This is a genomic window from Acidobacteriota bacterium, from assembly GCA_040752675.1.
Lineage (GTDB): Bacteria > Acidobacteriota > Polarisedimenticolia > JBFMGF01 > JBFMGF01 > JBFMGF01.
In genome coordinates this window covers 1-24185 of the sequence record JBFMGF010000086.1, presented here as the reverse complement: position 1 = coordinate 24185, position 24185 = coordinate 1, and the positions used below count along the sequence as shown (strand labels likewise).

General features: G+C 47.6%; 22 protein-coding genes. 6 read left to right on the top strand and 16 right to left on the bottom strand.

The window, feature by feature from the left end:
• Positions 1 to 443: 443 nt before the first annotated feature.
• Positions 444 to 1451: an AmmeMemoRadiSam system radical SAM enzyme gene (gene amrS, locus AB1756_08155; protein ID MEW5807300.1), complete on the top strand. Its 1008-nt coding sequence runs from the start codon at positions 444 to 446 to the stop codon at positions 1449 to 1451.
• On the opposite strand, the gene AB1756_08150 is transcribed toward amrS, so the two are convergent.
• From AB1756_08150 to AB1756_08125, 6 genes are all read right to left on the bottom strand, one after another.
• The gene (locus AB1756_08150) at positions 1446 to 3125 is read right to left on the bottom strand and encodes a ChaN family lipoprotein (protein MEW5807299.1); all 1680 of its coding nucleotides are present in this window, start codon (positions 3123 to 3125) and stop codon (positions 1446 to 1448) included. The two genes, amrS and AB1756_08150, sit on opposite strands and share 6 nt — an antisense overlap.
• Before the next feature lie 33 nt (positions 3126 to 3158).
• Positions 3159 to 3347, bottom strand: coding sequence for a twin-arginine translocase TatA/TatE family subunit (gene tatA / locus AB1756_08145; GenBank protein MEW5807298.1), 189 nt, complete (start codon positions 3345 to 3347; stop codon positions 3159 to 3161).
• 13 nt (positions 3348 to 3360) lie between these two features.
• Positions 3361 to 5277 carry a selenocysteine-specific translation elongation factor gene (gene selB / locus AB1756_08140; GenBank protein MEW5807297.1) on the bottom strand — a complete coding sequence of 639 codons (1917 nt, stop codon included), beginning with the start codon at positions 5275 to 5277 and terminating at the stop codon, positions 3361 to 3363.
• Positions 5278 to 5305: 28 nt separating this feature from the next.
• Positions 5306 to 6685, bottom strand: a complete 1380-nt coding sequence (locus tag AB1756_08135) for a glucose-6-phosphate isomerase (GenBank protein MEW5807296.1) — start codon at positions 6683 to 6685, stop codon at positions 5306 to 5308.
• 201 nt (positions 6686 to 6886) lie between these two features.
• Positions 6887 to 8956: an ATP-binding protein gene (locus AB1756_08130; GenBank protein MEW5807295.1), complete on the bottom strand. Its 2070-nt coding sequence runs from the start codon at positions 8954 to 8956 to the stop codon at positions 6887 to 6889.
• Between the two features lie 84 nt (positions 8957 to 9040).
• A complete protein-coding gene (locus AB1756_08125) occupies positions 9041 to 9937 on the bottom strand; it encodes an RNA polymerase sigma factor RpoD/SigA (protein ID MEW5807294.1) in 897 nt (298 codons plus the stop codon).
• 316 nt (positions 9938 to 10253) lie between these two features.
• Here AB1756_08125 and AB1756_08120 point away from each other — a divergent pair, with 316 nt between their 5' ends.
• From AB1756_08120 to AB1756_08110, 3 genes are read left to right on the top strand one after another with little or no spacing between them, the layout of a single operon-like run.
• Entirely contained in the window at positions 10254 to 10616 is a 363-nt protein-coding gene (locus AB1756_08120) for a helix-turn-helix transcriptional regulator (protein ID MEW5807293.1), read from the top strand.
• 17 nt (positions 10617 to 10633) lie between these two features.
• The gene (locus AB1756_08115) at positions 10634 to 11539 is read left to right on the top strand and encodes a tetratricopeptide repeat protein (protein MEW5807292.1); all 906 of its coding nucleotides are present in this window, start codon (positions 10634 to 10636) and stop codon (positions 11537 to 11539) included.
• A gap of 2 nt (positions 11540 to 11541) precedes the next feature.
• A complete protein-coding gene (locus tag AB1756_08110) occupies positions 11542 to 12450 on the top strand; it encodes a hypothetical protein (protein MEW5807291.1) in 909 nt (302 codons plus the stop codon).
• A gap of 13 nt (positions 12451 to 12463) precedes the next feature.
• Here the strand turns inward: AB1756_08110 and AB1756_08105 are convergent, their stop codons facing one another.
• Positions 12464 to 13258 (bottom strand): rhomboid family intramembrane serine protease, encoded by a 795-nt coding sequence (locus tag AB1756_08105; protein ID MEW5807290.1) that lies wholly within the window; start codon positions 13256 to 13258, stop codon positions 12464 to 12466.
• Positions 13259 to 13549: 291 nt separating this feature from the next.
• Between AB1756_08105 and AB1756_08100 the strand changes: the two genes are divergently transcribed.
• Positions 13550 to 15121, top strand: a complete 1572-nt coding sequence (locus AB1756_08100) for a sigma-54-dependent Fis family transcriptional regulator (GenBank protein MEW5807289.1) — start codon at positions 13550 to 13552, stop codon at positions 15119 to 15121.
• Positions 15122 to 15159: 38 nt separating this feature from the next.
• Here the strand turns inward: AB1756_08100 and AB1756_08095 are convergent, their stop codons facing one another.
• From AB1756_08095 to AB1756_08060, 8 genes are all read right to left on the bottom strand, one after another.
• Complete coding sequence (locus AB1756_08095) at positions 15160 to 15759, bottom strand: HNH endonuclease (protein ID MEW5807288.1); 600 nt, start codon at positions 15757 to 15759, stop codon at positions 15160 to 15162.
• Between the two features lie 109 nt (positions 15760 to 15868).
• On the bottom strand, positions 15869 to 17026 hold the full coding sequence (locus AB1756_08090; GenBank protein MEW5807287.1) for a D-alanine--D-alanine ligase family protein: 1158 nt from the start codon (positions 17024 to 17026) through the stop codon (positions 15869 to 15871).
• A complete protein-coding gene (gene hflX, locus AB1756_08085; GenBank protein MEW5807286.1) occupies positions 17023 to 18255 on the bottom strand; it encodes a GTPase HflX in 1233 nt (410 codons plus the stop codon). The genes AB1756_08090 and hflX overlap by 4 nt, the downstream gene beginning before the upstream one ends.
• Positions 18256 to 18404: 149 nt before the next feature.
• Positions 18405 to 18827 (bottom strand): peroxiredoxin family protein, encoded by a 423-nt coding sequence (locus AB1756_08080; GenBank protein ID MEW5807285.1) that lies wholly within the window; start codon positions 18825 to 18827, stop codon positions 18405 to 18407.
• 91 nt (positions 18828 to 18918) lie between these two features.
• Positions 18919 to 19662, bottom strand: a complete 744-nt coding sequence (locus AB1756_08075) for a cytochrome c biogenesis protein CcdA (protein ID MEW5807284.1) — start codon at positions 19660 to 19662, stop codon at positions 18919 to 18921.
• A complete protein-coding gene (trxA, locus tag AB1756_08070; GenBank protein ID MEW5807283.1) occupies positions 19662 to 19985 on the bottom strand; it encodes a thioredoxin in 324 nt (107 codons plus the stop codon). The genes AB1756_08075 and trxA overlap by 1 nt, the downstream gene beginning before the upstream one ends.
• A 162-nt stretch (positions 19986 to 20147) precedes the next feature.
• Positions 20148 to 20921, bottom strand: coding sequence for an energy-coupling factor transporter transmembrane component T (locus AB1756_08065; GenBank protein MEW5807282.1), 774 nt, complete (start codon positions 20919 to 20921; stop codon positions 20148 to 20150).
• Entirely contained in the window at positions 20921 to 22666 is a 1746-nt protein-coding gene (locus AB1756_08060; GenBank protein MEW5807281.1) for an energy-coupling factor transporter ATPase, read from the bottom strand. Before AB1756_08060 ends, AB1756_08065 begins: the two co-directional genes overlap by 1 nt.
• 82 nt (positions 22667 to 22748) lie before the next feature.
• Between AB1756_08060 and AB1756_08055 the strand changes: the two genes are divergently transcribed.
• Positions 22749 to 23489: an NAD-dependent deacylase gene (locus AB1756_08055; protein MEW5807280.1), complete on the top strand. Its 741-nt coding sequence runs from the start codon at positions 22749 to 22751 to the stop codon at positions 23487 to 23489.
• Positions 23490 to 23685: 196 nt separating this feature from the next.
• Here AB1756_08055 and AB1756_08050 read toward each other — a convergent pair.
• Positions 23686 to 24185: hypothetical protein (locus AB1756_08050; protein MEW5807279.1), on the bottom strand; the 500-nt coding region annotated here is incomplete at its 5' end.

Here is a 24185-nt window from a genome sequence, read left to right as displayed (position 1 = left end):
CAGGCACTCTGGGGTGATCAGGCACTCTGGGGCGATCAGGCACTCTGGGGCGACTCAATTCTTGAAAATGGTGATTGATTTATAGATGCAGGAGAAAAATTCATGAAAAGCAGTTTCATAATCTGGGAAGATAATCAACCCCGATAAAGGTGAAAATGTAAGCAAGGAGAATCAAATCTACCCACACTTTCACATGGGTTTGGCTCGTGATTATCTGCCCCCCAGATTATCAAAGCCAAGCAGGGGGTCTTAAAAATAAGATCCCCTGCACCCACCTTTTAGAAGACAGATCAAAAAACCAATTATCAGACTTTCACCATCAGATAGGCTCAGACCTCAATATTGAATCTCTCATTATAAGCTCGTTTCTTTACAATCTCACATCAAAAAATCTATAATTTACAGGAAAAGAAAAAGGCAAAACCCTGAAGATGAAAGAAGCCATGTTCTATAAGCTGGATAGAGATAGCAGCGTCAGATGCTTTCTCTGCCCTCATAACTGCCGGATCAATGACGGTGACGTTGGAACATGCATGGTCAGGAGGAACTTCTCCGGAAAACTCCACTCACTCGTCTATGGAAAGGTCATAGCAGAGCATGTAGACCCCATAGAAAAAAAACCGATTTTCCATTACTATCCAGGGTCGTATGCTTACTCCATCGCCACCATCGGATGCAACTTCAAATGCTCCTTCTGTCAGAATCATGATATTTCGCAGTACCTGCGAAATGGCGGAGAATCCCTCCCGGGCCGCCCCGCATCTCCTGAAGACATCGTAAAAGCTGCCATGGATTCAGGCTGTCGATCAATCTCCTATACCTATACCGAACCCACCATCTTTTTCGAATTCGCCTATGACACGGCACGCATGGCGAAAGCAAAAGGGATTGGGAATAACTTCGTGAGCAACGGATACATCTCTCTGGACGCTATCGAGACGATATCCCCCTACCTTGATGCCATCAACATCGATCTGAAGAATTTTAATGATGAGACTTACAAGAAGATCAACGGGGGCCGGCTTCAGCCCGTCCTAGACGCCATTACGAAGTACAAGGAAAGGGGAGTATGGGTGGAAGTGACAACGCTTATCGTCCCGGGAATGAACGATTCTGAGGAAGAATTAAGGGAGATCGCCAGGTTCCTGGTTAAGACAGACCCGAATATCCCCTGGCACGTCAGCCGGTTCTATCCAAACTACAAGATGTTCGACCGAAATGCAACTCCTTTCGAAAAGATCAAAAAGGCTCTGCAGATAGGAAAAGAGGAAGGATTGAATTTCGTTTACAGCGGGAATGTCCCGGGATGGGATAGTGAAAACACTTACTGCACCGCTTGTGGAACGATTCTCATCGAACGATTTGGCTTTCAAAGCGCAGAGAGCTTCATAAAATGGGATCGTTGCCCAACCTGCCGGAAAGAGGTCCCCGGCATCGGTCTTTCCTCATGACAGAGTTACTCTTTCGATTATGGAAAGGTAGGTCTCCAGAGCCGAACCGCTCCTATCGAACTTCATCATGAAAAGAGATTTGATCTCTTCCTTGCCCATGAGATCATTCTGGTACGCATCGTACATCTGTTGACCCAGAAAATATCCCAGTTCATGGGTTAATATCGTGAACTTCTCCTTCTGAGTCTTTATCCCATCGAGGAGCTCCTTCGGGATCTGATCATACTTCTGATACTCCTTCTCGAACCGCTTATGGAGAAGGATGAACCTGATGATCTCGTTGAACTCTTCATAGGTGTATCCCGTATTCTTTTCAATTTCCTCCTTCCCCTTCCGGTAATATTGATAAAACTGCGTTTCGAAGAAGTGGTTCCTGCTGGGATCAATCAGCTTCGATCCGAAGAAAGCGAGAGCTTCTCCCATGATGGCGGCATAGAAAATGTCGAACTGGAGGAGGTCATCTCTCCTGCTCTGGAACGACCCGATCTCCTGCTTAAGAGCCTTATTGACGAAATGAGCAGCTTCTTCCCCCGCGTGATTTACATGGAGCTTCCCGATGACGATAGCGTTCAGACCAGATACATAGCAGCTACCCTTCTTCGAAATGTGCTCTTCGATGATCTCGATTTCCTCATCGCTGTAATTTTTTTCGAGCAGAAGGCCACGGATGATCGCCTGATCGCTGTAAGAATATACTTCCGGGAAGACGTCTATCAAGTATTCACGGTAGCCGTCTTCCTTTCTATACAGGTATGTATACTTGTCTATCTCGAGAAATTTCAGAATGGCATCAATCATGTTGTGGATGGTGGGAGTTAGATCAACCTCCTCGCTATCTTCTTGGTATTTCCACTTTTCCAGCGTTTGCCTGTAAGCTTCATACTTGGCAATGAGGCTTGAATTGAAGACGCAAAACCTTCCGTCAGATACTTTAATGACCTCCGCCCAATCCAACCCCCTGTCGATGCGTTCCCAGTATAGCCAGTCTACATTCTGAACAACGACCACCTCCCTCTTTTCAAGATTGGCCTTTTTGAGCTTCTCTTTTACCTTTCTCGGCAGATGATTCCTGGCAAGATGCGACTCTCCAAATATGACGATGACCTTTGTATCAGGGAAGGTCTGAAAAAGATTGACGATCTTCTCAGCGGCGAAACTGTCCCTCTTCCGGATGTACTGGAAGCCACCTCTGGGCCCGCTATCCAGACCATAAACCCTTATGCCGCACTTCCGTGCCATGCAAAAGATCTCCCTAAAACCCTCCCAATCATACCCCCACTCCGAATCGTATCGGATTCTCTTGAGGAACTCCTCTTCTGAGATCGCTCCTTCCATCCACCGGTCGAGGATCCCCTGGTTCCGACTATAGACCATCTCCATCCCGAGAACGGTTCTGCTGCTCCTTTCCGCTATCTTCCTGATAAGCTTGGCCTCGAAGAGCTGACAATCTTTAAGAGCATGATAATCACCCAGATAGATGAGATCTGCTTTGTAGCAGGAGACGATAAGATCATCCAGTGAAGAAATTTCTTGGAAGGTCCTGAACTCTTCGGTGAAATCCTTGATATATTTCTTGCGGCTGTTGGGGTCTGAACCAAAAATGATCTTTTTAAGGTGTCTGACAGTCTCTCTCTGACCGGCAAACATCTCTTTGATCTGGGGGCTCTTGTACATTCCGTGCTCTGGTGGTCGTCCTTGTGAACTGGTTTAGTTGTTTTTCGTTTCCTTTCGCTCTTCCGTTTTATCCTTATCTTCCGTATCGCCCCTTAAGGCTTTCCGGAAGTTCCTGATCCCTTCTCCGAGCCCCCTTCCCAGCTCGGGTATCTTTCTTGCCCCAAAGATGAGGACAATGATCAGAATGATTATGAGAATTTCCCAGATTCCCAGACGCGGCATATTTCCTCCTCGTTCATTTCAAATTTTCTTTCAAGATGAGACGCTCATTCCCCACTCTCTTCGTGACCTTGATCGAGTCGAAATATTCCAGGAGGGGAATTGCGTTCTTCCTGGTAATTCCAGCCATATCCTTGAAGGTGGCGATATCTATTATACTTTTCTGCTCGGCATATTTTCCAAGCTTTTCTTTAAGCGCGGCGATAGAATCTTGATGGAAGACCCGTTCATCTTTCATCTTAATCAGCTTTTCCTCCCTCAGCAGAAGATGAAAGATCTTCTCGACGACTTCCCTCGGGAACCGGCTGACATTCAGAACGATCTTCATCTCCGGCGGATTGAGCCCTCCCTTTCTGAACTCCCCTTCAAGATGTTCTCGGATCTCTTGCTCCATAGGATTCAACTCTATCCTGTGGTCCCTGTGTATGACAAGGGAGCCTTCCACCCTGATATCTCCTTCATTTTTCATCGTAGCTACGATCGATTCGAATAACTCCTGATGGACGAAAGAAGCTGCTTTCCTTCTCAGTTCTTCCTTGCTGATACCCGGAGATAGGGGATTCTCTCTGTGAAAACGCAGCACTTCTTCCTTCGCCTTCTTCTTCAGTTGATCATAAGCCCTCTTCGAAAGGAACAGACCGCTATCCACCGGGATCTCTTCGACCCAACCACGTTGTACCAGATCACTCATCAACGTTTCGATCGCCACTCTTCCCATGCCGCTCCGTCTTACCAGAGCCTGTAGTACAACACCACGCTCTCCATAAGAAGCGACGATGAGATCCAATCTTTCCTGCTCATTTCCTGATTCAAGGATCGAAAGATCGTTGATAACGGATGTATCGCCCGTCTTGTGCTTTCGAGGATCGTTATCGAGTACAAGACCGCCTCCGATTGTTCTGGTTGGAGAATAAAACCTCACGATGAATCTGTCCCCCGGAAAGACGGCGACAGGTTTTTCCATTCTCAGTTGAACGTACATGGAGCTTCCCGGAGCCAACCTGTCCGCCTCCAGAATATGGACCCTTGCCATAACCTCGGATGTTCCATGATGAAATCTCACCTTCGAGAGGTTCTTTAAAGGCGGGCTCGATGGCAAAAGGTTCATTCTGGCATCTATCATCCTGGCCGGCTTGAGCGCTCCTGGCATGGCAAGCGTCATACCTCTTCCGAGATCAAGATAGCCAATTCCTGCCAGATTGAGTGCCGTTCTTTGCCCGGCGCGTGCAAATTCTCTTGGCTCATCATGAACTTCTATCCCCCTAACACGGCATTTCTTTCCTGCGGGGAGGAGCTCCAGCTCGTCGCCGATCTCGATCCTGCCGCTGACTAAGGTCCCGGTCACGACCGTCCCGAACCCCTTGATGGAAAAAGACCTGTCGATGGGAAGCCGCACCGTCCCTTCTTCGCTCTTCTCTTCCACTTTCAATGCAAGATCATGTATCGTCTCTTTCAGGATGTCGATCCCCTTCCCTGTCCTGGAGCTTACGGGGATGATGGGAGCTTTTTCCATGAAGGAACCACGGATGAGGTCACACATTTCCATCTCAACGAGTCTTATGACCTCTTCATCGACAAGATCGATTTTTGACAGAACGATCAGCCCCGACTTCACTCCAAGGAGCTTGCATATTTCAAAATGCTCTATGGTTTGCGGTTTGACGGATTCATCGGCTGCCACGACTAGAATTACAATATCGATTCCGCCGGCTCCCGCCAGCATGTTCTTGACGAATCTCTCGTGCCCGGGAACATCGACGAATCCGATCAGAAGATCATCACCGAATTTCAGGCTGGCAAAGCCGATGTCAATTGTTATTCCTCTTTCCTTCTCTTCTTTCAGGCGGTCTGTATCGACACCTGTCAGCGCCTTGATCAATTCAGTCTTGCCATGGTCGATGTGGCCGGCGGTGCCGATGATGATGCTCTTCATGGAGCGCTTCTCCATCAATCAGAGATGTTCAGAGCTTAAAATCCTCTTTAACACCATGAGCCTTCTTTAGCTTCGAGGCAGCTCCGGAAGTTAGCGTTGTCGAAAGAACCTCTATGGCGACCTTTTTCCCCAGTTCGACTCCTGGTTGACCGAAGGGATTGACCTTAGCCATCCGGCAGTAGAAGAAGACCTGCATCTCGAGGAAAGCGATGATCTGGCCGAGATTGAACTCATCGATTACGGGAATGCTGATCGTGAGACATGGAACTCCAGCCCTGCGAAGAGAATATTCTGTTCCCACCTTCTCTGCATGCAGGACCTCTCCCAGCGTTTTTCCCTGAATGTGCTGGAAGGATCCTTTAAAGCTCTTCTCTTCCGGGATTCTCAACTCCCTTCGGAATCTCTCAATCTCCCAGAATGTAACGATTTTATCTTTTTTCCCTTCCAGGAGGAGTTGAAGCAGGGAATGCTGGTCAAGTGTCCCGATTGCCGATATGGGAGTCTGTCCTTCATTGACCACTCTCCCCTCGATACTGATTCTTTTGCCGCTACTCTCTGCAAGCAACTGAGCATACCAGGCGAGAAGCGGTCCCAGAAGCGAAGAATATGAGAAGATAACCTCGATGCTCTTCCCTCGGAGGTCCAGCATTCTCTTGATTGAAGCGTAAACAAAGGCAGGGTTTTGTTCGGGATCATCCAGGTTCATGCATCGACGCAGCATCTTTTTCGCTCCAGAAATGAGCATCTGAATATCGAGCCCTGCATATCGAAGGGGTAAAAGCCCGGCAGGCCCCAGTACAGAGTATCTTCCCACCTCATTCTCATTGAGGGGAATGATGGGAATCCTGTTGCTCCGCGCAAACTCCGCAAGATCGCCATTCTGATCGGCCGTTGTGATGGCTATCCGTGAAGAATAGCCCTTTCCTTGTCTCTTCTTCAGCCTGTCAAGTATCAGTAATAGGTTGGCTATGGTCTCTATCGTCTTTCCCGATTTGGTTACGACATTTATGACCATCCTGGATAGATCCAGCTTCTTGAGCATCATGAAAGCCGCTTCTGGATCCACATTCTCGAAGAAGAAAAGGTTTCTCAGTCCTTCATCCCTGAAGGGCCTAAGAGCTTCGTAGATGGCTCTGGCACCAAGCGAGGAGCCGCCGATTCCAATGACGATCATCCCAGCGCTTTTTCTTCTCCATTTTTCAGAAAGGGGCTCCCATTCTCTCTTTGCGCGAGAATGGCGGATATGATTGAGGAACTCGATCTCCCCCGTTTCCATCTCAACCTTCAATGATCCCGCTAGCGGTCTGCAGTCTCTGATGAAGCGCTTCATATGCCGCCGTTCGATACCACCGGACGGAAGGAACTGCTTCAGTGAACCTGAGTAGCAGAATGAAAGATCGCGAGTCATGATGCTCCTTCTCATTTAGCCTATATTGTAACATCATTTGTTCCACTCAATGGAAAGGCTGATTAGGGAGGGAAAAGAGGGTACCGGAAAACATGGAAATTTGAGATCAGAAGTAATGGGAAGCATTGGAATGAGCAATAAACGAATTGAGGAACCGAAGAATGAGAGAACAGGAGAACCGGGAAAAGGGGGATGGGTAGATCAGGATTCCTGGAAAGTTTCTCTAATTGCTTTCCTGATCTCCTCAAGGTCGAATGGCTTGAGGATGAATCTCACTTTCTTCTTTTCAAGAAATTCGCTGGTCGCAGGATTGGCTGTATCTCCGGTCATAAAAATGAATCTATCCTTCAAATGCGGGAACTTCCTGCTGACCCGTGAGAAGAACTCCTTACCATCCATACGGGGCATTTTGAAATCGGAAATGATCAGGTCATACGCCGATCCTTTCAACTCTTTGACAGCCATCCTCCCATCGCTGGCAAAGTTTACCTGGTGTCCATCCTCCCTGAGCACCTCCTCGATGAAATGAAAGATCTCTATTTCATCATCGACAATGAGAATCTTCTTCCCGGCGGGAATTCTGTCAATCCGGGCGGGAAGTCTGGCATTCTGATCCTTGTCTCTTACACCGCCGGCAGCCGGCAGCGTGATGAGGAACGATGTCCCTTCATCTACATTGCTAACAACGTTTATTTCTCCGCGATGCTCTCTGATCGTCGTTCTGGCGATACTCAGGCCAAGTCCGGTTCCTTTACCTGGTTCTTTCGTTGTAAAGAAAGGATCGAAGATCTTTGAGATATTCTCTTTGCGGATCCCGGGACCATTGTCTTTGATCTCGATGAGGACCTTCCCGTCAGAAAAATCCGCCTTTATCATGATTTTCCGTTTCCTCTTGACCTCGAGCAGGGCTTGCATCGCGTTATTGAATATGTTCAACAAGACCTGCTGGATCTGGTGGACATCCCCCATCACTCTCGGTAGATCCTGGGGATAGTTTTTCTTCACTTCTATGCTGCTGACCCGGAGCTGATAGGAGATGATCTGGAGCACAGATTCAATAGCGCCATTCAGGTCGAACCACTTCTTTTCGATCTTATATTTTCTCGCAAAGGTGAGAAGGTTCTGGACAATCCTCTGGCATCGCTTCGATTCGCTGTTTATGACCTCCAGCTTCTTCTTGACTTCTTTCGGCACACTGGCGTTCTGCAGGAGCTGCGCGTATCCCATAACGGATGTTAGAGGATTATTCAACTCATGGGCGATCCCGGAGATCATCTCTCCTAGGGCGGAGAGCTTCTCGGCCTGCATCATCTGCTCATGAAGCTGTCTCTGCCTGGTAATATCGGATAGGACCCAGACGATACCGGTGACCCTCTCATCGGCGTCCAGAACGGCAGATGCAGTGACGTTGAGAATCGTCTGATAATTGTGGAAGGTTATTTCATGACTCAGAGAGCGAATCCTGTTCTTCCTGAGATCTGATAGAGAACGGACAAGGTCTTTATCATGGAAGCTATTAGCAAATCCCTGATCTCTATCCAGTCTCAATCTGAAGAGGATGCTATCCGCTGCTGGATTGGTCATCAGGAGGTGGCCTGAGAGATCAGTCAGCACGACTCCTTCCGTCATGGAGTTGACCACTGAGCGGAACCGACTTTGTTCGCTTTCCAGGGAGGAGATGAATCTGTCCAGCGTCGCTGATGCCTGATTGGAAACAGTATCCAAAAGCCTGATCCTGTTTTCGTTGAGTATTCTTCTCTGCGAGGAGCAGACAGCCATCAATCCAACGGAGAGACTCCTCCTGAAAATGGGCATGTGATGGATGATTTGTAGAGAACTTTGACCATAATAAGATTCGGGGAGATAATCCCTCGATCGAAAGACAACCGTTTTTTCGTTTCTGACTTTCCTTCCCGAGAGGTCGTGAAATAGAGAAATTGCAGACTTTCCTATCTCTTTGAGTTCCCTTCCCTCGACGAGATGCGAAAGATAGTAATAGATCACTGGGCGGTCTTCAAAAGAGAGGATGATCAGGGAAAGATCCGCTTCGGAAATCCTGTGGATGGCCTCTAGGATCGATCTCAGAAATTCATCAAGGCTCAGCGAACTGTTCATGGACCTGCTGAGATCGTATAGAAGCGAGAGTTCAAGCGTCCTATCATCGATCTGTCTTTCAAGTTCCGAATAATCTCTCTTCCATTCGGAAGGATTTCCGGCTTGCTCATTCTGGGAGGACTGGTTCCTTTCGCTTTCGTGTTCTGAAGCGCACATAAAAAGACAAGACCTTCCTATAACTTTTGGGAAATATATTGTTCCCTTAGCAAAAAGTCAAGGATGGCGGGTGGGCTGGAACGTTCACTTCCTTGGAGTGGAGAGGCTTTCCATGATCTTAGCCGGGAATTTATCCTTGGGAGGTGATTTGATGATCCTGTTTTTGGCGAAAGCCTTCTTCAGTCTCGCCTTAGCCTGGGATTCGATCTGGCGGACCCTCTCCCTGCTGATGTTCATCATCTCGCCGATCTCTTTGAGCGTCAGAATCTTGCCCCCATTCAAGCCGAATCTGTTCGTCACGACGATGCGTTCCTGTTCGCTCAAAAAGTCTAATGCCGCTTTCACGAGGTGGTTGTTTTCACGTTTGATGAGATCCTCTTCCGGATCGATAAAGGCACTATCTACAAGATAATCAGATATTGCAGTATCTTTATCTTTCCCGATCTTCTCGTCAAGAGAGATCTCTTTAAGGGTCAACTTCAAGATTTCATCGATCTTCGAGATGGACCTTTCTAGATGCTCCGAGATTTCTTCCCTCTTGGGCTTTCTTCCCAGTGCCTTCCTAAGAGTTTTTTCCGTATCCTTGAGTTCTTTCACCTTCTTCATCTGATAGTTTGGTACTCTCACCAGGCTGGCATGCTCGGATAGGGCTTTCAGAATAGATTTTCTGATCCACCAGATGGCATATGTGATGAATTTCGTCCCCTTCTTATGATCATAACGATGAGCCGCCTCTATAAGACCGACGTTTCCCTCATTGAGAAGGTCCTCGAAAGGAAGTCCCAGGTTTCTGTACTCGCTGGCCACCTTGACGACGAAGCTCAGGTTTGATTCGATAAGCTCATTTAGGGATTTCTTCCCTCCAACTTTTATCTTTCTGGCGAGGACCATTTCCTCTTCTTTGGAAAGTAGCGGATATTCTCTGATCTCTGAAAAATAGCGGGACAAAGTAGAATTCTTATTGTTAGAAACGGAGCTCATTTATCTTTCCTTTCTGCCGGAGGGGAAGTGCTTTCGGCGGTTAAAAGGTTTCAAAATGCTTGACTCCAAATAATTCTTGACTTATGTACGGATAAACCGTAAATTAAAATAATTAGATTGTAAGCGATTTTGAAAAAATAAATGATATAAGGAATTTTCACAAAACAGAAACATTATTTAAAATCTTAATTTTGGCCTTGCCGTGGCTACCTATTATTTAGTACAAAGAAATTATAGGTTTTCTAAAAAGAAAAGTCAAGAAAAAATAATTGCTTTTTAAGCAAAGGTTTAAATTTTCGGTAAAACGGAGGCTGTAATGACCTTGAAACCCAAAAAGAGGCAAGAGATTTTCATCGGAGCCAAGATCAGACAGCTCAGGAAAGACAGAGGCATGACTCAGTCTGAGCTTGCACAGAGGATCGGTGTTCAGCAGTCAGACCTCTGCAGAATGGAAAATGGCGAATACAAAGTTAGCCTGGAGACTCTCTTCAATATTCTCCTTATTTTTAACATGGACATCGTGGAATTCTTCAAGGATGAGAAGAGGTCCGGGCTGACGATGGACGAATGCGAACTTCTGAAGCGCTATCGCAACCTCGATGAAAAGTCTAAACTCGATGTCATGAGCTTCATTAAATTTAAAGAGCAACAGAACAAAACCGAACTCAGTCATGCTTAGATTCAATTAGGTTTTCCATGAGGAAAGAACTCAGAAAGGAAATGCTCGAATTATGCAGTAATGGAGCCAAGGCTATCAAGACCGGAGATTTTCAAAAGGCCCTTAAGAACTACCAAGAAGCCAAAAAGATTGCCACGACCCTGAAGGATCAGAATGCCATCCACAAATGCATGGCGAATCTCAGTCTGGTCTATGTGGAACTGGGCGAATACAAGAAAGCTGAAGAAGGTTTGAGAGAGGTCATAATCAGCAGCACCGATGACAGGGTCATCTTCGGCGCTTCTTACTGTCTTGCCATCAGTCTCAGGAGGCAGGGAAAGTACGCCCAGGCTCTAAAGTATGCTGCAAAAGCGCTGCAGAAAAGCATCGCCATGAATGATCTGGATGCAGAAGCCAGAGTGCATAACCTCCTGGGAAACATCCACCTCTTCCAGAGCTACATCGATGAAGCCATTTCGGAGTATCTGAAGGCACTCGAGATTAGAAGAGCATCCAGGGAAGACAATAAATTCTCACTTGCCATTTTGAAAGAGAACATCGGCTACAGTCTGATCCTGAAAAAGGATTACCCGAACGGAATCCGGTATATAAAAGAGGCCATGAACCTAGCAAAGGTTATCGGTGACCGGAGATGCCTCTCTGAATGCTATCAAGACCTCTGTTATGCTTACATGCTCCTGAGAAAGTTAAAAGATGCCGAGAAGACGGGGGACAATGCCTTGCATCTTTCCCTTGATCACGGATATAGAGATATAGAAAAGAACTGTTATTATCTTCTGGGAGAAATCAACTTTCTAAAGGGAAATCCCGAGAAAATGGAACAATACTTTCAAAAACTTCAGGAATTCTATCCTCATCTACCCTTCCTGAAAGAGTTCCTGAAGGAATTTGATGTGAGCGAATTTATCACTTTGAAGCAGTAACTATGAGAAGAATTAACTTGCCTGTCCTGTTCCTCCTGATCTTAGGAACGATGTTTTATGCCCTTGCCGATCAGATGAAATTGAGTTGCGATGGGACGCTTCATAAGATAGAAATCGTCTACCTGGAAGGCTCCACGGATGACGTTCCAAGAACCTCGCTCTGTCATACGATGCAGAAACCGGACGGAAGTATCGAGAGATTCACCATCCCCACGACTGGCGATCTTCTTGCCGATCTCGACCCTCAACTCGACCTGAACCCATCTAGCCAGCTTCCCTCCATCGCCTGGAGCCGATTCGATGGGCTGGATTACGAGATTGCGTTTTCCACTTTTGATGGCTCGCGCTGGTCCACACCGAAGCTGTTGACCTCCAATTGTAACAATGACCGGGAGCCTAAGATCATCATCGGGAATTCCAATTTGATTCACCTGATGTGGAAGGAGGAAACGCCCGGCGTCTCGACTTATTATCACGTTGATCTCACAAATTCAGGATCATTATCAAGCACACCGGACGTGCACTTTCCGCCTGAGGAGAATCTCGTTCTTCCGGATGGAACGACTCCACCCACATCCACCTATCCGAACGATTCCTCGATATTTTATGCATTTCAAATACCCACGCCGGGATTGAGAAGGGTGGTCATCTGGGGAGGGCGTGACGATCCCTCACCCATAAATTTCCAGGAAGGGTTTCGACTGAACGATTCGACGACAAACGTAACGAGCTGTAAAGCAGAAAAAGTGAATGCCCGGCTGGTCCTCATCTTCCGTTCCGGAGACAAGCTATACTACACCTACAGAACGCAAACATCCTGGACGGACTACAGGATGATCAAGCTGGATGGAAATATCAGCGAAGGAAGAGCCGAGCTGCTCGTGAAAGAAATGTTAGGTAGATTGCCTTAGCGGTTTTTTTCCACTAATGATAGAAATCTTTCCCATCGTCCATCACCTTGAACTTTCTCCGTTTGAGCTTCCACTTCAACTCTGAAAAGATAGCCCTAACACGCCATACCCTCTTAATATAGAGATAGCCAATGAGCATCCCACCAAAATGAGCGAGGTGGGCGATACCGTCACCCGTGTAGGTCCATGAAAAGTAAAATTCCAGCAACGCAAAGAACAGGACGAGGTGTTTGGCTTTCACGGGAATGATGAAATAAATGTAAATGGGGCGGTTGGGGAAGGTCAACCCAAAAGCAAGGAGGATTCCATACAGGGCGCCGGAGGCTCCTATGGTGGGATTTCCTGAAGTCGGCGTGAAGGCAACGGTGAGAAGGGCAGCCCCGACTCCTGTAATGAAGTAGTATTTGAGAAACTTGGAAGTTCCCCAGTATCTCTCCATATCCGAGCCGAACATCCACAGAGTGAACATATTGAAGAGAATGTGTCCAAAGCCGCCATGGAGAAACATGTATGTGACGGGCTGCCAGATCCAGAGATGACGGATGACAAACGTTGGGACCAGACCGAAGAGAAACTCCGTCAGGAGAGACTTGTGTCCGAAGAGGAAGAGATGTTCTTGGAAAAATGCTGGTAGAAGATCAATGAGAAAGTCCAGAGCACTGACTCGAAGCAGGATATGGAAGAGTAGCTGAAGGAAGAAAATAAGCCCATTGATCACGAGGAGAGCCCTTATAACCCGGGGCATCCGCCTGAAGAATCCAGAATAGTCATAAGGAGTGGAACCACTCCGCGACCTGTAATAGTACATTCTCTCTCCTAAGGTATCCCTTTCCCTGCTTTTATGGGCAAGATACTTAGAATTTTCACAATTGTCAAATGGAATAAAAAATCCGTGCATTTTTTGAATCTCCGCGTAAATTTATAGTCAAGAGATGCCCTGGGGGAAGGTAACTATCTTCAGTAATCTATGAGCAAAAATATTGGCGGCACCATTGTTGCAGTCCAGAATCTGCAACAAGGTGACCTGATGTTTGTGTCCTTCCCAGATCCGAATATTAGAAAAACTGGAATCTGAAGAATTCAATAAGGGGGCATGACAATGGATATCAAAGTCAGAAAGATCATTGAGATCAACAGACAACTCCTCCAGCGCAACAAGCTTTCCGATCTTCTAGATTTCATCATAGACAGCGCCATGGAGCTAACCGGTTCCGAGAGAGGCTTCCTCATGCTCAAGGGAAACGATGGAAAGATCACCATTGAGATCGCGAGAAGATTCGAGCAGGAAGATCTGGATCAGCCCGAGATAGAGATCAGCAGAACGATAGCCATGGAGGTCCTCAATTCGGGAAACCCGATCATCACCGATAATGCCTCAATGGACAAGAGATTCAAGATGCATCACTCAGTGAGAAGGCTGACCTTGAAATCGATCCTCTGTATCCCTCTCAAGGAAGCAGAAAAGACCCTCGGGGCCATCTATCTTGACAACCGGATTCGGGAAGGAGTCTTCCAGAATGAAGAAATTCAGCTTCTTGAGGCGTTTGGCGCCCAGGCCACCCTGGCCATCAAAAATGCCAGCCTCCTTGAGTTGCTTGAGACAAAGAGCGAAGCTATCCAGCTACTGAACCGCGAACTCGCGAAGAAGATCGATGAACAGAGGGAGGAGATGGAGGAAGTCAAGGAAGAGATCAAGCGGCAGCAGGAGGAATTGAAAAAGAGATTCGGTTACGGCAAGATCATTGGAAAAGCGGAAAAGATGCAAAACGTATATAGAATCCTCGATAAGATCTCCTCATCAACTCTTCCAGTCATGATATTCGGAGAAAGCGGAACTGGAAAGGAACTCGTCGCCAAGACCATTCATTACAACTCTTCCCGTAGCGGCCGTAGTTTCGTCTCGGAAAACTGTGCTTCTATCCCCGAGACCCTTCTCGAGAGCGAGCTGTTTGGTTACAAGCGCGGAGCATTTACCGGAGCTGACAGAGACAGGGAGGGTCTCTTCAAACTTGCCGATGGGGGAACTCTCTTTCTTGATGAGATCGGCGATATGAGCTTGACCATGCAGGCAAAGTTGCTCCGGGTCCTCCAGGAATGTGAGATCAGACCGATCGGTGGAAAGGAGATCGTTAAGGTCGATTTCCGGATCATCTCGGCGACGAACAAGGATCTCGGGAAGATGATACAGAACAACCTCTTTCGAGATGACCTCTATTACAGGCTGAACGTTATTCCTATCAACCTTCCCCCGCTCCGGGAAAGACCGGAAGACATTCTTCTCCTAGCCGAGCATTTCCTCGACAGGATAGCGCTGGAACATGGCGGCAGGGCAAAAACGCTCGATTCGAAGGCGCGAAGAATCCTCCTTGATCACGATTGGCCCGGGAATGTGAGGGAGCTTGAAAACGTCCTTGAACGGGCCTTCGTGATGTCGGAGGGAGATGTCATCGCGGCAGAATCTCTTGGAGACAGCATGAACAGAAGGAACATACTTTACAATTGCGACGAACGATTCATCAACGCGGAACGCTCCATGATAGAGAAGGTCCTCATGGCGACGGCAGGAGACAAGAGCAAAGCCGCTCTGGATATAGGATGGAACAGGCAGAAATTGTACAGAAGGATGAAGGTCCTCAGGATTCCGCTGAATTACGGCAAAGACATGTCATGAATCGTTACATAAGAGGACATTGCCGACACACAATGTTACTAGTCTTCGGACCACTCATCAAGCTCTACGTTCCAGTAAGCAAGATCGAGAAAGTTTCTCCAGCACTCATACCTTTTCTCTTTAAGGGATAATCTGATGAGTGGATGCCAGGTCGGTTTGGTGGGCTGTTTGATAAGGGACATGTTGGACTCGGAGAGGAGCTTGTTTTCCTTCCTGGAATTGCACTTGAAACAGCAGCAAACAACGTTGTCCCATCTCGATTTCCCGCCGCGCGAGATTGGAATGACATGGTCCAGGTTGAGTTCCCGCGTTGGGAACTTCTTTCCGCAGTACTGACACTGGTTTCTGTCTCTGAAGTAGATGTTCTTTCTCGTGAATCTGACCTCCTGTTTCGGCAGCTTGTCGAAATCTATGAGAAGAATGACGCGTGGGATTTTCAGTTTATATCTTGGAGTCGCGACGTATTCCTCGTCGGCCTGCACGTGTATGTCACACCAGTTCTCCCAGTCATAGGTCGAATAATCCGGCTCGACGACCTTTACATCTCCCTTGTAAAGAAGAGTGAAGGCTTTTTTGACTGATGTGATATGGATGGCCTGATAGAGTCTGTTGAGAACCAGTACGTTAGAATCAAGCATGCCTAAAAAATACCAGATTTCAAGACATTTATCAACACAAGGTCCTGGCTGCATGGAGAGTAAGCGATATCCAGCGGAAACTATCCTGATCATCGTGGCAAGAAGCCAATCAGGGAGAGTAAGAAGTCTTGAGTCTTGAAGTAAGGCGGTGCCTCTGCAGACCCAAGTCTATGAGACGAGTGATTAGTTCCGTATAGGAGATACCGGAGGCTTCCCAGAGCTTGGGATACATGCTAATGGGAGTGAAACCGGGGATTGTATTCAACTCGTTAACATAGAACTTTCCTGTTCCCCTTTCGAGAAACAGATCAACTCGTGCCATCCCGGAACATTCAAGCGTCCTGAAGGCTCTGATCGACAGATCCTGAACGATGGCGACCTGTTCCTCGCTTAGACTGGCAGGGATGATTAACTCTGATCGATCATCGATATACTTAGCCCTGTAATCGTAGAACTCGTTGCATGGGATGACCTCACCGGGGATGGAAGCCATCGGGGTTTCGTTACCGAGGACACTGCACTCGATTTCCCTCGCATCGATCGCTCTTTCGAGGATCACCTTGTTGTCATAGCCGAACGCATTCTCGATAGCAGGCATGACCTTCCCTTTTTCCTTCACCTTTATAATCCCAACGCTCGATCCGGTATTGGCCGGCTTAACGAAGAGCGGTATCCCAAGATGCGCTACAGAGGATTCTGCTGCCGTATCTTTATCATTCTTCCACTCATGCCAGTAAATGACTCTGTGTTCCGCAACCGGAATTCCATTGAGGGTGAAGAGTTTCTTCATCAGGTCTTTGTCCATCCCGAGAGCCGATGAGAGAGGACCGGCACCAACGTACGGGATACCGGCAAGTTCGAGCATTCCTTGCAGCTTTCCATCCTCTCCATAAGCCCCATGGATAAGAGGAAAAACTACGTCCATGATTAATGTCCTATTCTTTCTATTGATGTGTCTCCTGTTATCTTTATCACTTCGTTTTCCTGAATCTGCCGCCGACGGATCGTCGATTTCGATCAACCCCTTGAAATGATTACTTCCCACTACCAGCAGATTAAGTCCATCGTTGTCTATTCTTTCTCCATTCAGAAGCCTGATGGAATCTTCCGGAGAGAGCCACCTTCCCTCTTTCGTCACGCCGATGGGAATGACATCAAACTTTTCTCTGTCGATGACAGCCATGACTCCTTTCGCCGAAACAATAGAAACCTCGTGTTCAACAGACTTCCCCCCGAAGATTATCCCGATCTTCAATTTTTCCCTCATTCGCAAGCACTCTCCATTTCAACGATATGTTGAATCTGTCTCGCTTTATCCTTTGTCCCCTTGAACCTGATATGAACATGACCATCCACATATGTTTTTTCGAGAACTTCCCCGCTTCTGTATACAAGGGCAATAATGTCCTCCCTCCTCGGATCTATATAAAGATCTACTTCTTCTCTCACCTGGTTCAACGCGGTGAATATGCTGCGCTCAATGGATTCAAGATTCTGGGATTTGAGAGCCGAGACGAAGAGAGCGTTGGGATACAGCCTCCGTGCCCTTTCGATGATGCCCTCCTCGACCAGGTCGATCTTGTTGAATACCTTGAGGCATGGCCGATCTATTATCCCCAGGTCCAGTTTGATGTTTTCCGTCACGGCAAGGTGCTCTTCGTAGTTAGGATTGCTCAGATCGATGACGTTCATCAGCAGATCGGCAAAGACGCTCTCTTCGAGCGTGCTCCGGAACGAAGCGATGAGAGGGATGGGAAGCTTCCTGATGAATCCAACCGTATCGATGAGGAGAATTTCGTTGTTGCCCTTCAGGATGCACCTCCTCACCATGGAATCGAGTGTGGCAAAGAGCCTATCCTGCACGAAGGCGTGTGACTCTGTGAAGGCGTTGAAGAGAGATGTCTTGCCGGCATTTGTATACCCGATTATGGCCACCTTGAAGATACTGTCCCTGCTCTTCCTCCGCTCCTGGCGTCCCCTCTCGATCTTATTCAGATCCTTCGTTAGCCTTGCGATTTTATTCTTGATGATTCTTCGGTCGATCTCGAGTTGGGTTTCCCCCACTCCCCGGGTCCCTATCCCTCCAACCTGCCTTGAAAGGTGAGTCCATCTCCTCGTCAGTCTTGGCAGGAGATGCCTGAGCTGGGCGAGTTCCACCTGCGTCATCGCCTCGCGTGTCTTTGCTCTCCTTGCAAAGATATCGAGGATCAATGTGGAACGGTCCAGGACCTTCGATTCAATGATCTTTTCAAGATTCTTTACCTGGGCAGGGGTGAGATCGTCATCGAAGATGACGGCATCGATCCCTTTCGCTTTGGCCTCAAGGGCTATCTCCTCCGCTTTTCCCCTTCCAATATAATAGGCTGGATCTGGCTTCTTTCTGTCCTGTATATGAACAGCCTGTACCCGACCGCCGGCCGTATCGGCGAGAAGATCCAGCTCGTTGAGATGGTCCTGAGTATCCTCAATGAATTCTCCTGGATGAACGATCCCCACGAGAAGAACCTTCTCCCTTTTATCATGCCCATCCTGCTTGTTCCATCCTTCCCGTCTGCCCGATCTATCTTGTTCTTCCCTGTTTGCTATCGAAGTTCACCTCTGCATCTATCTTATAACTTTGATATTATTGAGTCAAAAATGACGAGTTATTCCTTCAGAAGGTCGTTGATGACCTCATGGAAATTATCAGGGACGAAGTCCCACTCGTACCGGATGGTGCCCTTCTTATCGATGAGGATGCTTCTGGGAAGGAATTCTGCTCGATAGGATTCCACGACTTTTCCGGAGCTATCAAAGAGGAGTGGAAACTTTATCTTTTCCTTCTGTCTGTACTCTCTGAGTCGTTCCGGAGTCTGCCGGGTCGGGACTCCGATTGCAAGCGGAGTGTATCCTTGAGCTTTGAACCTCTCGTAGGCATCGTTTATTTTTGTGATCTCTTGCCGACAGGGGATGCACCAGACAGCGGTAAAGAACAGATGAATGACACCATGATCTCGGAACTTCCCGATAGTAAAACTCTTTCCATCGATGTCGGTAAGGGTAAAATCAGGGGCGACTTTTCCTCCCATCACATCTTCTCCAGGTGATGGGGTGGCTACAATACAAAGAAGAATGACCAAAACTTTGATAGATCTCATCCTGTCACTTTACTATCGCAGATCAGCCGGATAACATCCTTCCTGCCTTGAGCAGAAAATACTCCCCGATGACAATCATCGCAATACCAAAAACAATCTTTATCCTGTCCATCCACGCTCCCGCTTTTGGCATGGTGGCGAGGAGACCGGTGAATGTCCCAAGAAATATGAAGAGCACACCCATCCCGAGGGCGAACATCAAGAGGAGAAACGCGCCGTAGAGAACGTCCTGTTTTTGACCGACGAGAACGAGAAGGACGCCGAGAACGGGAGCCGTGCAGGGGGCAGCGATGAATCCTGCCGCCATCCCCATGAGGATGGCGCCAAGATGCCCTCCCTTCTTACCCGCCTTTCCAATCCCCGAGAGGAATCCCGGGAGCCTTATGGTGAATACCCCGAGCATGCTCAGCCCGAAGAAGATGATGACGTTGGCTACGGTGACATAGACCCAGGGGTTCTGCGTCATGTCGCCGAAGACTTTTCCAGTGAGCGCGCTGAAAGCACCGAGAGATGTGTAGATGACGGCAAGACCGAGAACGTAAAAGAGCGAAAGCACAAAGCCCTTACTCTTCGATCCCACGCTTGCCCCACCGATGTAAGTCACCGTGACGGGGATCATGGGATAGACACAGGGTGTGAAGCTTGTCAGGATTCCTGCGGCAAAGACAATGGCAACCGCCAGGATGGAACCGCCCTCCAGGTTGCTCTTCAAAGACTCGGCAAGATAGAAACCCCATTCCTTGATGATTTCATTCAACCATTCCATCAGAGCACCTTGTTTACCTTTTCGAGAATCATCTTCTTGGGAACGAGCCCGATGATCTCCTCGACTACCCTTCCCCCTTTGAAAATCAGGAGGGTCGGCACGGAGAGAATGGCGAATTTAACAGCAGTGTCTCTGGCCTTTTCCACATCCATGTACACCACTTTCAGTTTGCCGCTCATCTCACTGGCTATCTCCTTAACGATGGGAGCCAGTTTCTTGCATGGCCCGCACCACTCTGCAGAAAACTCTACAAGGGTCGCTCCATTTGCATTAATGACTTCCTTTTCAAAATTCTCATCTGTGATTTCGAGAACCTCTGCCATGATTTCCTCCAATTGACAGTAACACTTTCAGCGTAAAGTGTGGGATATTATAACTCATGAAGGTCCTCCTTTCTATCAAACAAGAGGCTTAGCTGCGTCGCACGAAGGGCGATCGCCTTGGCCATACGAATAAGCCTTGGGAATTATCCGAACCGGAAGATGCTAGATCAGGCCGTGGCCGTTGATGCGGAGGAAGATGATGGTGGTGTCGGCGATCATGAAGAGGGCGATGGCGATGAAGTCGCGAATGCCGAAGCGGTATTCCACGAACGATGTCCGCTTCTCCTTCAGACCAAAGCCTTTGGATTCGAGAGCAAGGGCGAGATTGTCGGCAGCTCTCAAAGAGCTTGCGAAAACAGGAATGATCAGGGGGATGTACCCCTTGATCTTCCTGGTGAGGCTAACCTTTTCAAGCTGGAGCCCTCTCGATTTCTGCGCATCGATGATTGTAAAGGCGTTATCGATGAAGAGGGGAACGAGTCGGAAGGCAAGGGTCAATGCAAAGCTTATCCTGTATGGGATCCCCATCTTGTTCAGGCCGTACGAGAAGGCCTCGACTTTCGTCGTCGTAAGGAAGATGACTCCGGCAATCATCATACTGGAGAGCCTCAACCCCATGCCGGCTCCGAAGAGAATTCCCTTTCCACTCAGGTCGAGGAAATGTTGATCAGTCGGCATGGATCCTCTGTAGAAAAAAGTCCAGAGAAAAAGGCTCAGGAAGAATAGAATGATGAGGATGAATCGAAACTTCCAGACGGCTTTCAGAGCGTTCCCGGCAATGGCAATTACCAGAAGTAAAAACAAGAGAGCCGCTACATAGAGAGGATGTTGAAACATCATCGCCATCTGAAAATAGACGAGAAGGAGAATTATCTTCACCATGGGATGAATGCTGTGGATGATGCTCTCTTTCTCAGAATAGATGTAGATCTGCATCAGACAGCCTCTGGATAATGATGACCTTGTCTCAGGCACCTTATGAAGTCATCGACCGAGAGGGCGACTATCCCGAAGCGCTTGCTTAACTTCGTAATGGCGGGGACTTCGATATTTCCTTCAGCAAGCGCTGCATCATCCTCAAAGACCTCTTCAGGAAAGCCATCCCTTATGATACAACCATCTTTCATTACAATTACCCTCCTGGCATATTCAGCTGCGAGCCAGATGGAATGGGTGATGATGATGATAGTGTGCCCATGATCGTTCAGTCTCCTCAGGATGGCCATGATTCTCTTCTGATCATTGTAATCCAGGCCTGTCGTCGGCTCATCCATGATGATGACTTCGGGGCTCGAAGCGATGATAGATGCCACTGCGACTTTCTGCCTTTCCCCTTTCGTCATGGCAAATGGATCCTCCTTCTCGCGCCCTTCGAGGCCGACCGTCCTCAGAGAATCCCTCACCCTATCTTTGATCTCGCCATGTGAAAAACCGAAATTCCCTGGGCCAAATCCAACCTCTTCCTCCACGGTCTGCGAGAAGATCTGGTGATCGGGATTCTGAAAAATATAGCCAATGTTCTTCCCCATGGAACTGACATGCTCCAATGATACGTTCCTTCCGCTGAAAAAGACATTTCCCGAGGTCGGTTTCAGAAGTCCATTGAAATGTTTGGCAAGAGTCGTCTTTCCCGAGCCGTTCGCACCGAGAATCGCTATGAACTCGCCCTTTTTGATAGACAGGTTAACTGCAGAAAGAGCCTCCCTTTCGCCCTCATATCGGAAATGGAGATCATGCACAGATATGATCTCCTCTTGATAACCTGGTTTGATTGATCCTGCATTTCGAATGCGCTTGTCTATCATCATCTTTTCGTATTTCTCCTTGATCGGCACAACTCCAGCACTCTTAAGGAATCTAAAGGCTTCCTCTACCCTATGAGGGATTTCCCCTGCGTTCTCACGAAGGATCCCCGATGCCTTAAGTCTCGCATTGAGAAGAGCCATGTCAGGCGGCCTGATGCCTTTTTCCATTAAAAAATCTACTTCATAGAGAATATCCTGAGGATTCCCTTCAGCGATGACCTTGCCGGCATCCATGACGATGAGCCTGTCGAGGAGAAAAGCCTCCTCAGTCTCATGCTCTACAAGCACGATGGTTCTTTGTTCCTCCTTCAATCTCGAAAGCAATTCAAATATAGATTTTTTTCCGAGAGGATCGAGGTCAGTCGTCGGCTCGTCCATCACGACGATTGGCGTGGATATGGCAAGAACGGATGCAATTGCCAGCCTCTGTTTCTCCCCACCAGAAAGGGAAGATGGGCTTCTCCGCTCAAATCCGCGAAGACCGGAAAATTCAATGTATCTCTTGATCCGGGAGGAGATTTCACCTTTTTCCACGCCGAGGTTTTCGCAACCGAATGCTATCTCATGTTCCACATTGGTCGAGAAGAGCTGGGATTCGAATTCCTGGAAGACCATTCCCACCGTGGAACTCATCTCGGGAATCCTCTTCCCGGAGCAGTCTGAACCTCTCACTTTAACGCTTCCGAGGAAATTTCCTTTGAAAAAAGAAGGGATGATCCTGTTGATGACGCGGACGAGAGACGATTTGCCAGCCCCGGTAGCGCCGAAGATTCCGGCAAACTCTCCCTCTTCGATAGAAACGCTGATGCTGTCAAGGGCTCTTTTCCACAAACTCTTGTACTGGAAGGAAAGGTTTTGTATCTCGATCGCCTTCATATATCAGGAAGCTTCAATCTCCTTTAAAAAACAACGGATGCTAATTATAATCAAAATCGCGATACACTAATATTCAATTGATATGCATTATGAATTTTCAGAAAATCTAAAGAGATTTGCCGATGCGGACAAGAAGGTATGCGTTCTGACCGGAGCCGGGGTTTCAAGGGAGAGCGGCATCCCAACATTCCGCGGGAAGGATGGGCTCTGGCGGAACTACGACGCAACACAGCTCGCAACACCGGAAGCCTTTGCCTACGATCCAGTCCTCGTATGGGAATGGTACAACTGGAGGCGAGGTCTTATCAAGCCGATCTCTCCCAATCCAGGGCACATCGCCATTTCCAGGATGGAGAACCATTACAAAGATTTTACGCTCATCACCCAGAACGTCGATGGGCTGCACGCAAAGGCCGGAAATAAAAAGATACTGGAGCTGCATGGTAACATCTGGCAGGTGAGATGCGTCAAGGAAGGAACCATGTCGGAGAATTTCGATTATCCTCTGGACCCCATTCCTCCAAAATGCTCATGTGGCGCTATGCTGCGTCCCAATGTCGTCTGGTTTGGAGAGGCTCTCAACCAGGAGATCCTTTCCGAAGCCTTCCAGAAGGCTTCAAAATGTGATCTCTTTCTAATCGTCGGAACCTCCGGTATTGTCTATCCCGCCGCTTCCATTCCCTATGAAGCAAAGAGCTCAGGAGTCTTCATCGTTGACGTGAATCCCGAGCCATCCAATCTGACCCACATTGCCGATGAGTTCATCCAAGGACCTTCCGGCGAAGCTCTCCCCCAGTTCCTCAAATTTTTAAATATCCCCTGACTATGGGTAGCCATCTTTTTCCTACTTTACCCACCTTAGTCCAACATGCCCGTTTCTCCATTTTCATCTGAAGTGGAACAAAAGAGTATCTTCACGAAATTCCTGATCGATAGGCTGGATTTGAGGAAGATTCAGGGGTTTAGATTGCTGCTTAGATAGACTTATGTGATAAAATCGGTACTCTTAAGTCACAGCCTTAAATAGTCATATCTTTAAAATTAACATGAATAATATTTTCCCCTGGCCTTGTTATGAATTCCTTCTTCAAAATTTTCCCATTTTTACTTATGACTTCAATTGTATGCTTACCATATGTAATCTTCATTTGAGCATTAGAAAATACATCACCTGGTTTAATCCCTGATTCTTTCTGAAATCTCAGTTCCCGTTCTCTAATTATTGGATTTCTCGATTTATGCCACCCAGGATATATAATTTTTTTCATTATTCCTGCCTTTTTCCCATCAATATATATTTCTGCGCCCACTGCTTCACTATCACCCGAAAGATATAGCATCGGTTGGATAAAACAACATGAACATAATATTAAAATTATGCAAAATATTATTAGGCTCTTCACGGATTTAGGTGCAAAATAGATAAAAATCATTGCATCTGAAAGGGTAAAATACCCTCTCATCGAAAGCAAGAAGGGAGGGTGACCCAGACAGATGCAACGAAAAGATTCTCTCACAG

Bases quoted from the DNA above. Each gene is read 5' to 3' on its own strand.
- AB1756_08055 (MEW5807280.1), top strand. From the start codon at position 22,749: ATGCATTATGAATTTTCAGAAAATCTAAAGAGATTTGCCGATGCGGAC.
- AB1756_08115 (MEW5807292.1), top strand. From the start codon at position 10,634: ATGAGGAAAGAACTCAGAAAGGAAATGCTCGAATTATGCAGTAATGGA.
- AB1756_08125 (MEW5807294.1), bottom strand. From the start codon at position 9,937: ATGAGCTCCGTTTCTAACAATAAGAATTCTACTTTGTCCCGCTATTTT.
- AB1756_08065 (MEW5807282.1), bottom strand. From the start codon at position 20,921: ATGCAGATCTACATCTATTCTGAGAAAGAGAGCATCATCCACAGCATT.
- trxA (MEW5807283.1), bottom strand. From the start codon at position 19,985: ATGGCAGAGGTTCTCGAAATCACAGATGAGAATTTTGAAAAGGAAGTC.
- AB1756_08060 (MEW5807281.1), bottom strand. From the start codon at position 22,666: ATGAAGGCGATCGAGATACAAAACCTTTCCTTCCAGTACAAGAGTTTG.
- AB1756_08120 (MEW5807293.1), top strand. From the start codon at position 10,254: ATGACCTTGAAACCCAAAAAGAGGCAAGAGATTTTCATCGGAGCCAAG.
- AB1756_08105 (MEW5807290.1), bottom strand. From the start codon at position 13,258: ATGTACTATTACAGGTCGCGGAGTGGTTCCACTCCTTATGACTATTCT.
- AB1756_08080 (MEW5807285.1), bottom strand. From the start codon at position 18,827: ATGGGAGGAAAAGTCGCCCCTGATTTTACCCTTACCGACATCGATGGA.
- AB1756_08110 (MEW5807291.1), top strand. From the start codon at position 11,542: ATGAGAAGAATTAACTTGCCTGTCCTGTTCCTCCTGATCTTAGGAACG.
- AB1756_08090 (MEW5807287.1), bottom strand. From the start codon at position 17,026: ATGAGGGAAAAATTGAAGATCGGGATAATCTTCGGGGGGAAGTCTGTT.
- AB1756_08095 (MEW5807288.1), bottom strand. From the start codon at position 15,759: ATGCTTGATTCTAACGTACTGGTTCTCAACAGACTCTATCAGGCCATC.
- AB1756_08150 (MEW5807299.1), bottom strand. From the start codon at position 3,125: ATGTACAAGAGCCCCCAGATCAAAGAGATGTTTGCCGGTCAGAGAGAG.
- AB1756_08135 (MEW5807296.1), bottom strand. From the start codon at position 6,685: ATGACTCGCGATCTTTCATTCTGCTACTCAGGTTCACTGAAGCAGTTC.
- AB1756_08075 (MEW5807284.1), bottom strand. From the start codon at position 19,662: ATGGAATGGTTGAATGAAATCATCAAGGAATGGGGTTTCTATCTTGCC.
- selB (MEW5807297.1), bottom strand. From the start codon at position 5,277: ATGAAGAGCATCATCATCGGCACCGCCGGCCACATCGACCATGGCAAG.
- amrS (MEW5807300.1), top strand. From the start codon at position 444: ATGTTCTATAAGCTGGATAGAGATAGCAGCGTCAGATGCTTTCTCTGC.
- AB1756_08130 (MEW5807295.1), bottom strand. From the start codon at position 8,956: ATGTGCGCTTCAGAACACGAAAGCGAAAGGAACCAGTCCTCCCAGAAT.
- tatA (MEW5807298.1), bottom strand. From the start codon at position 3,347: ATGCCGCGTCTGGGAATCTGGGAAATTCTCATAATCATTCTGATCATT.
- AB1756_08100 (MEW5807289.1), top strand. From the start codon at position 13,550: ATGGATATCAAAGTCAGAAAGATCATTGAGATCAACAGACAACTCCTC.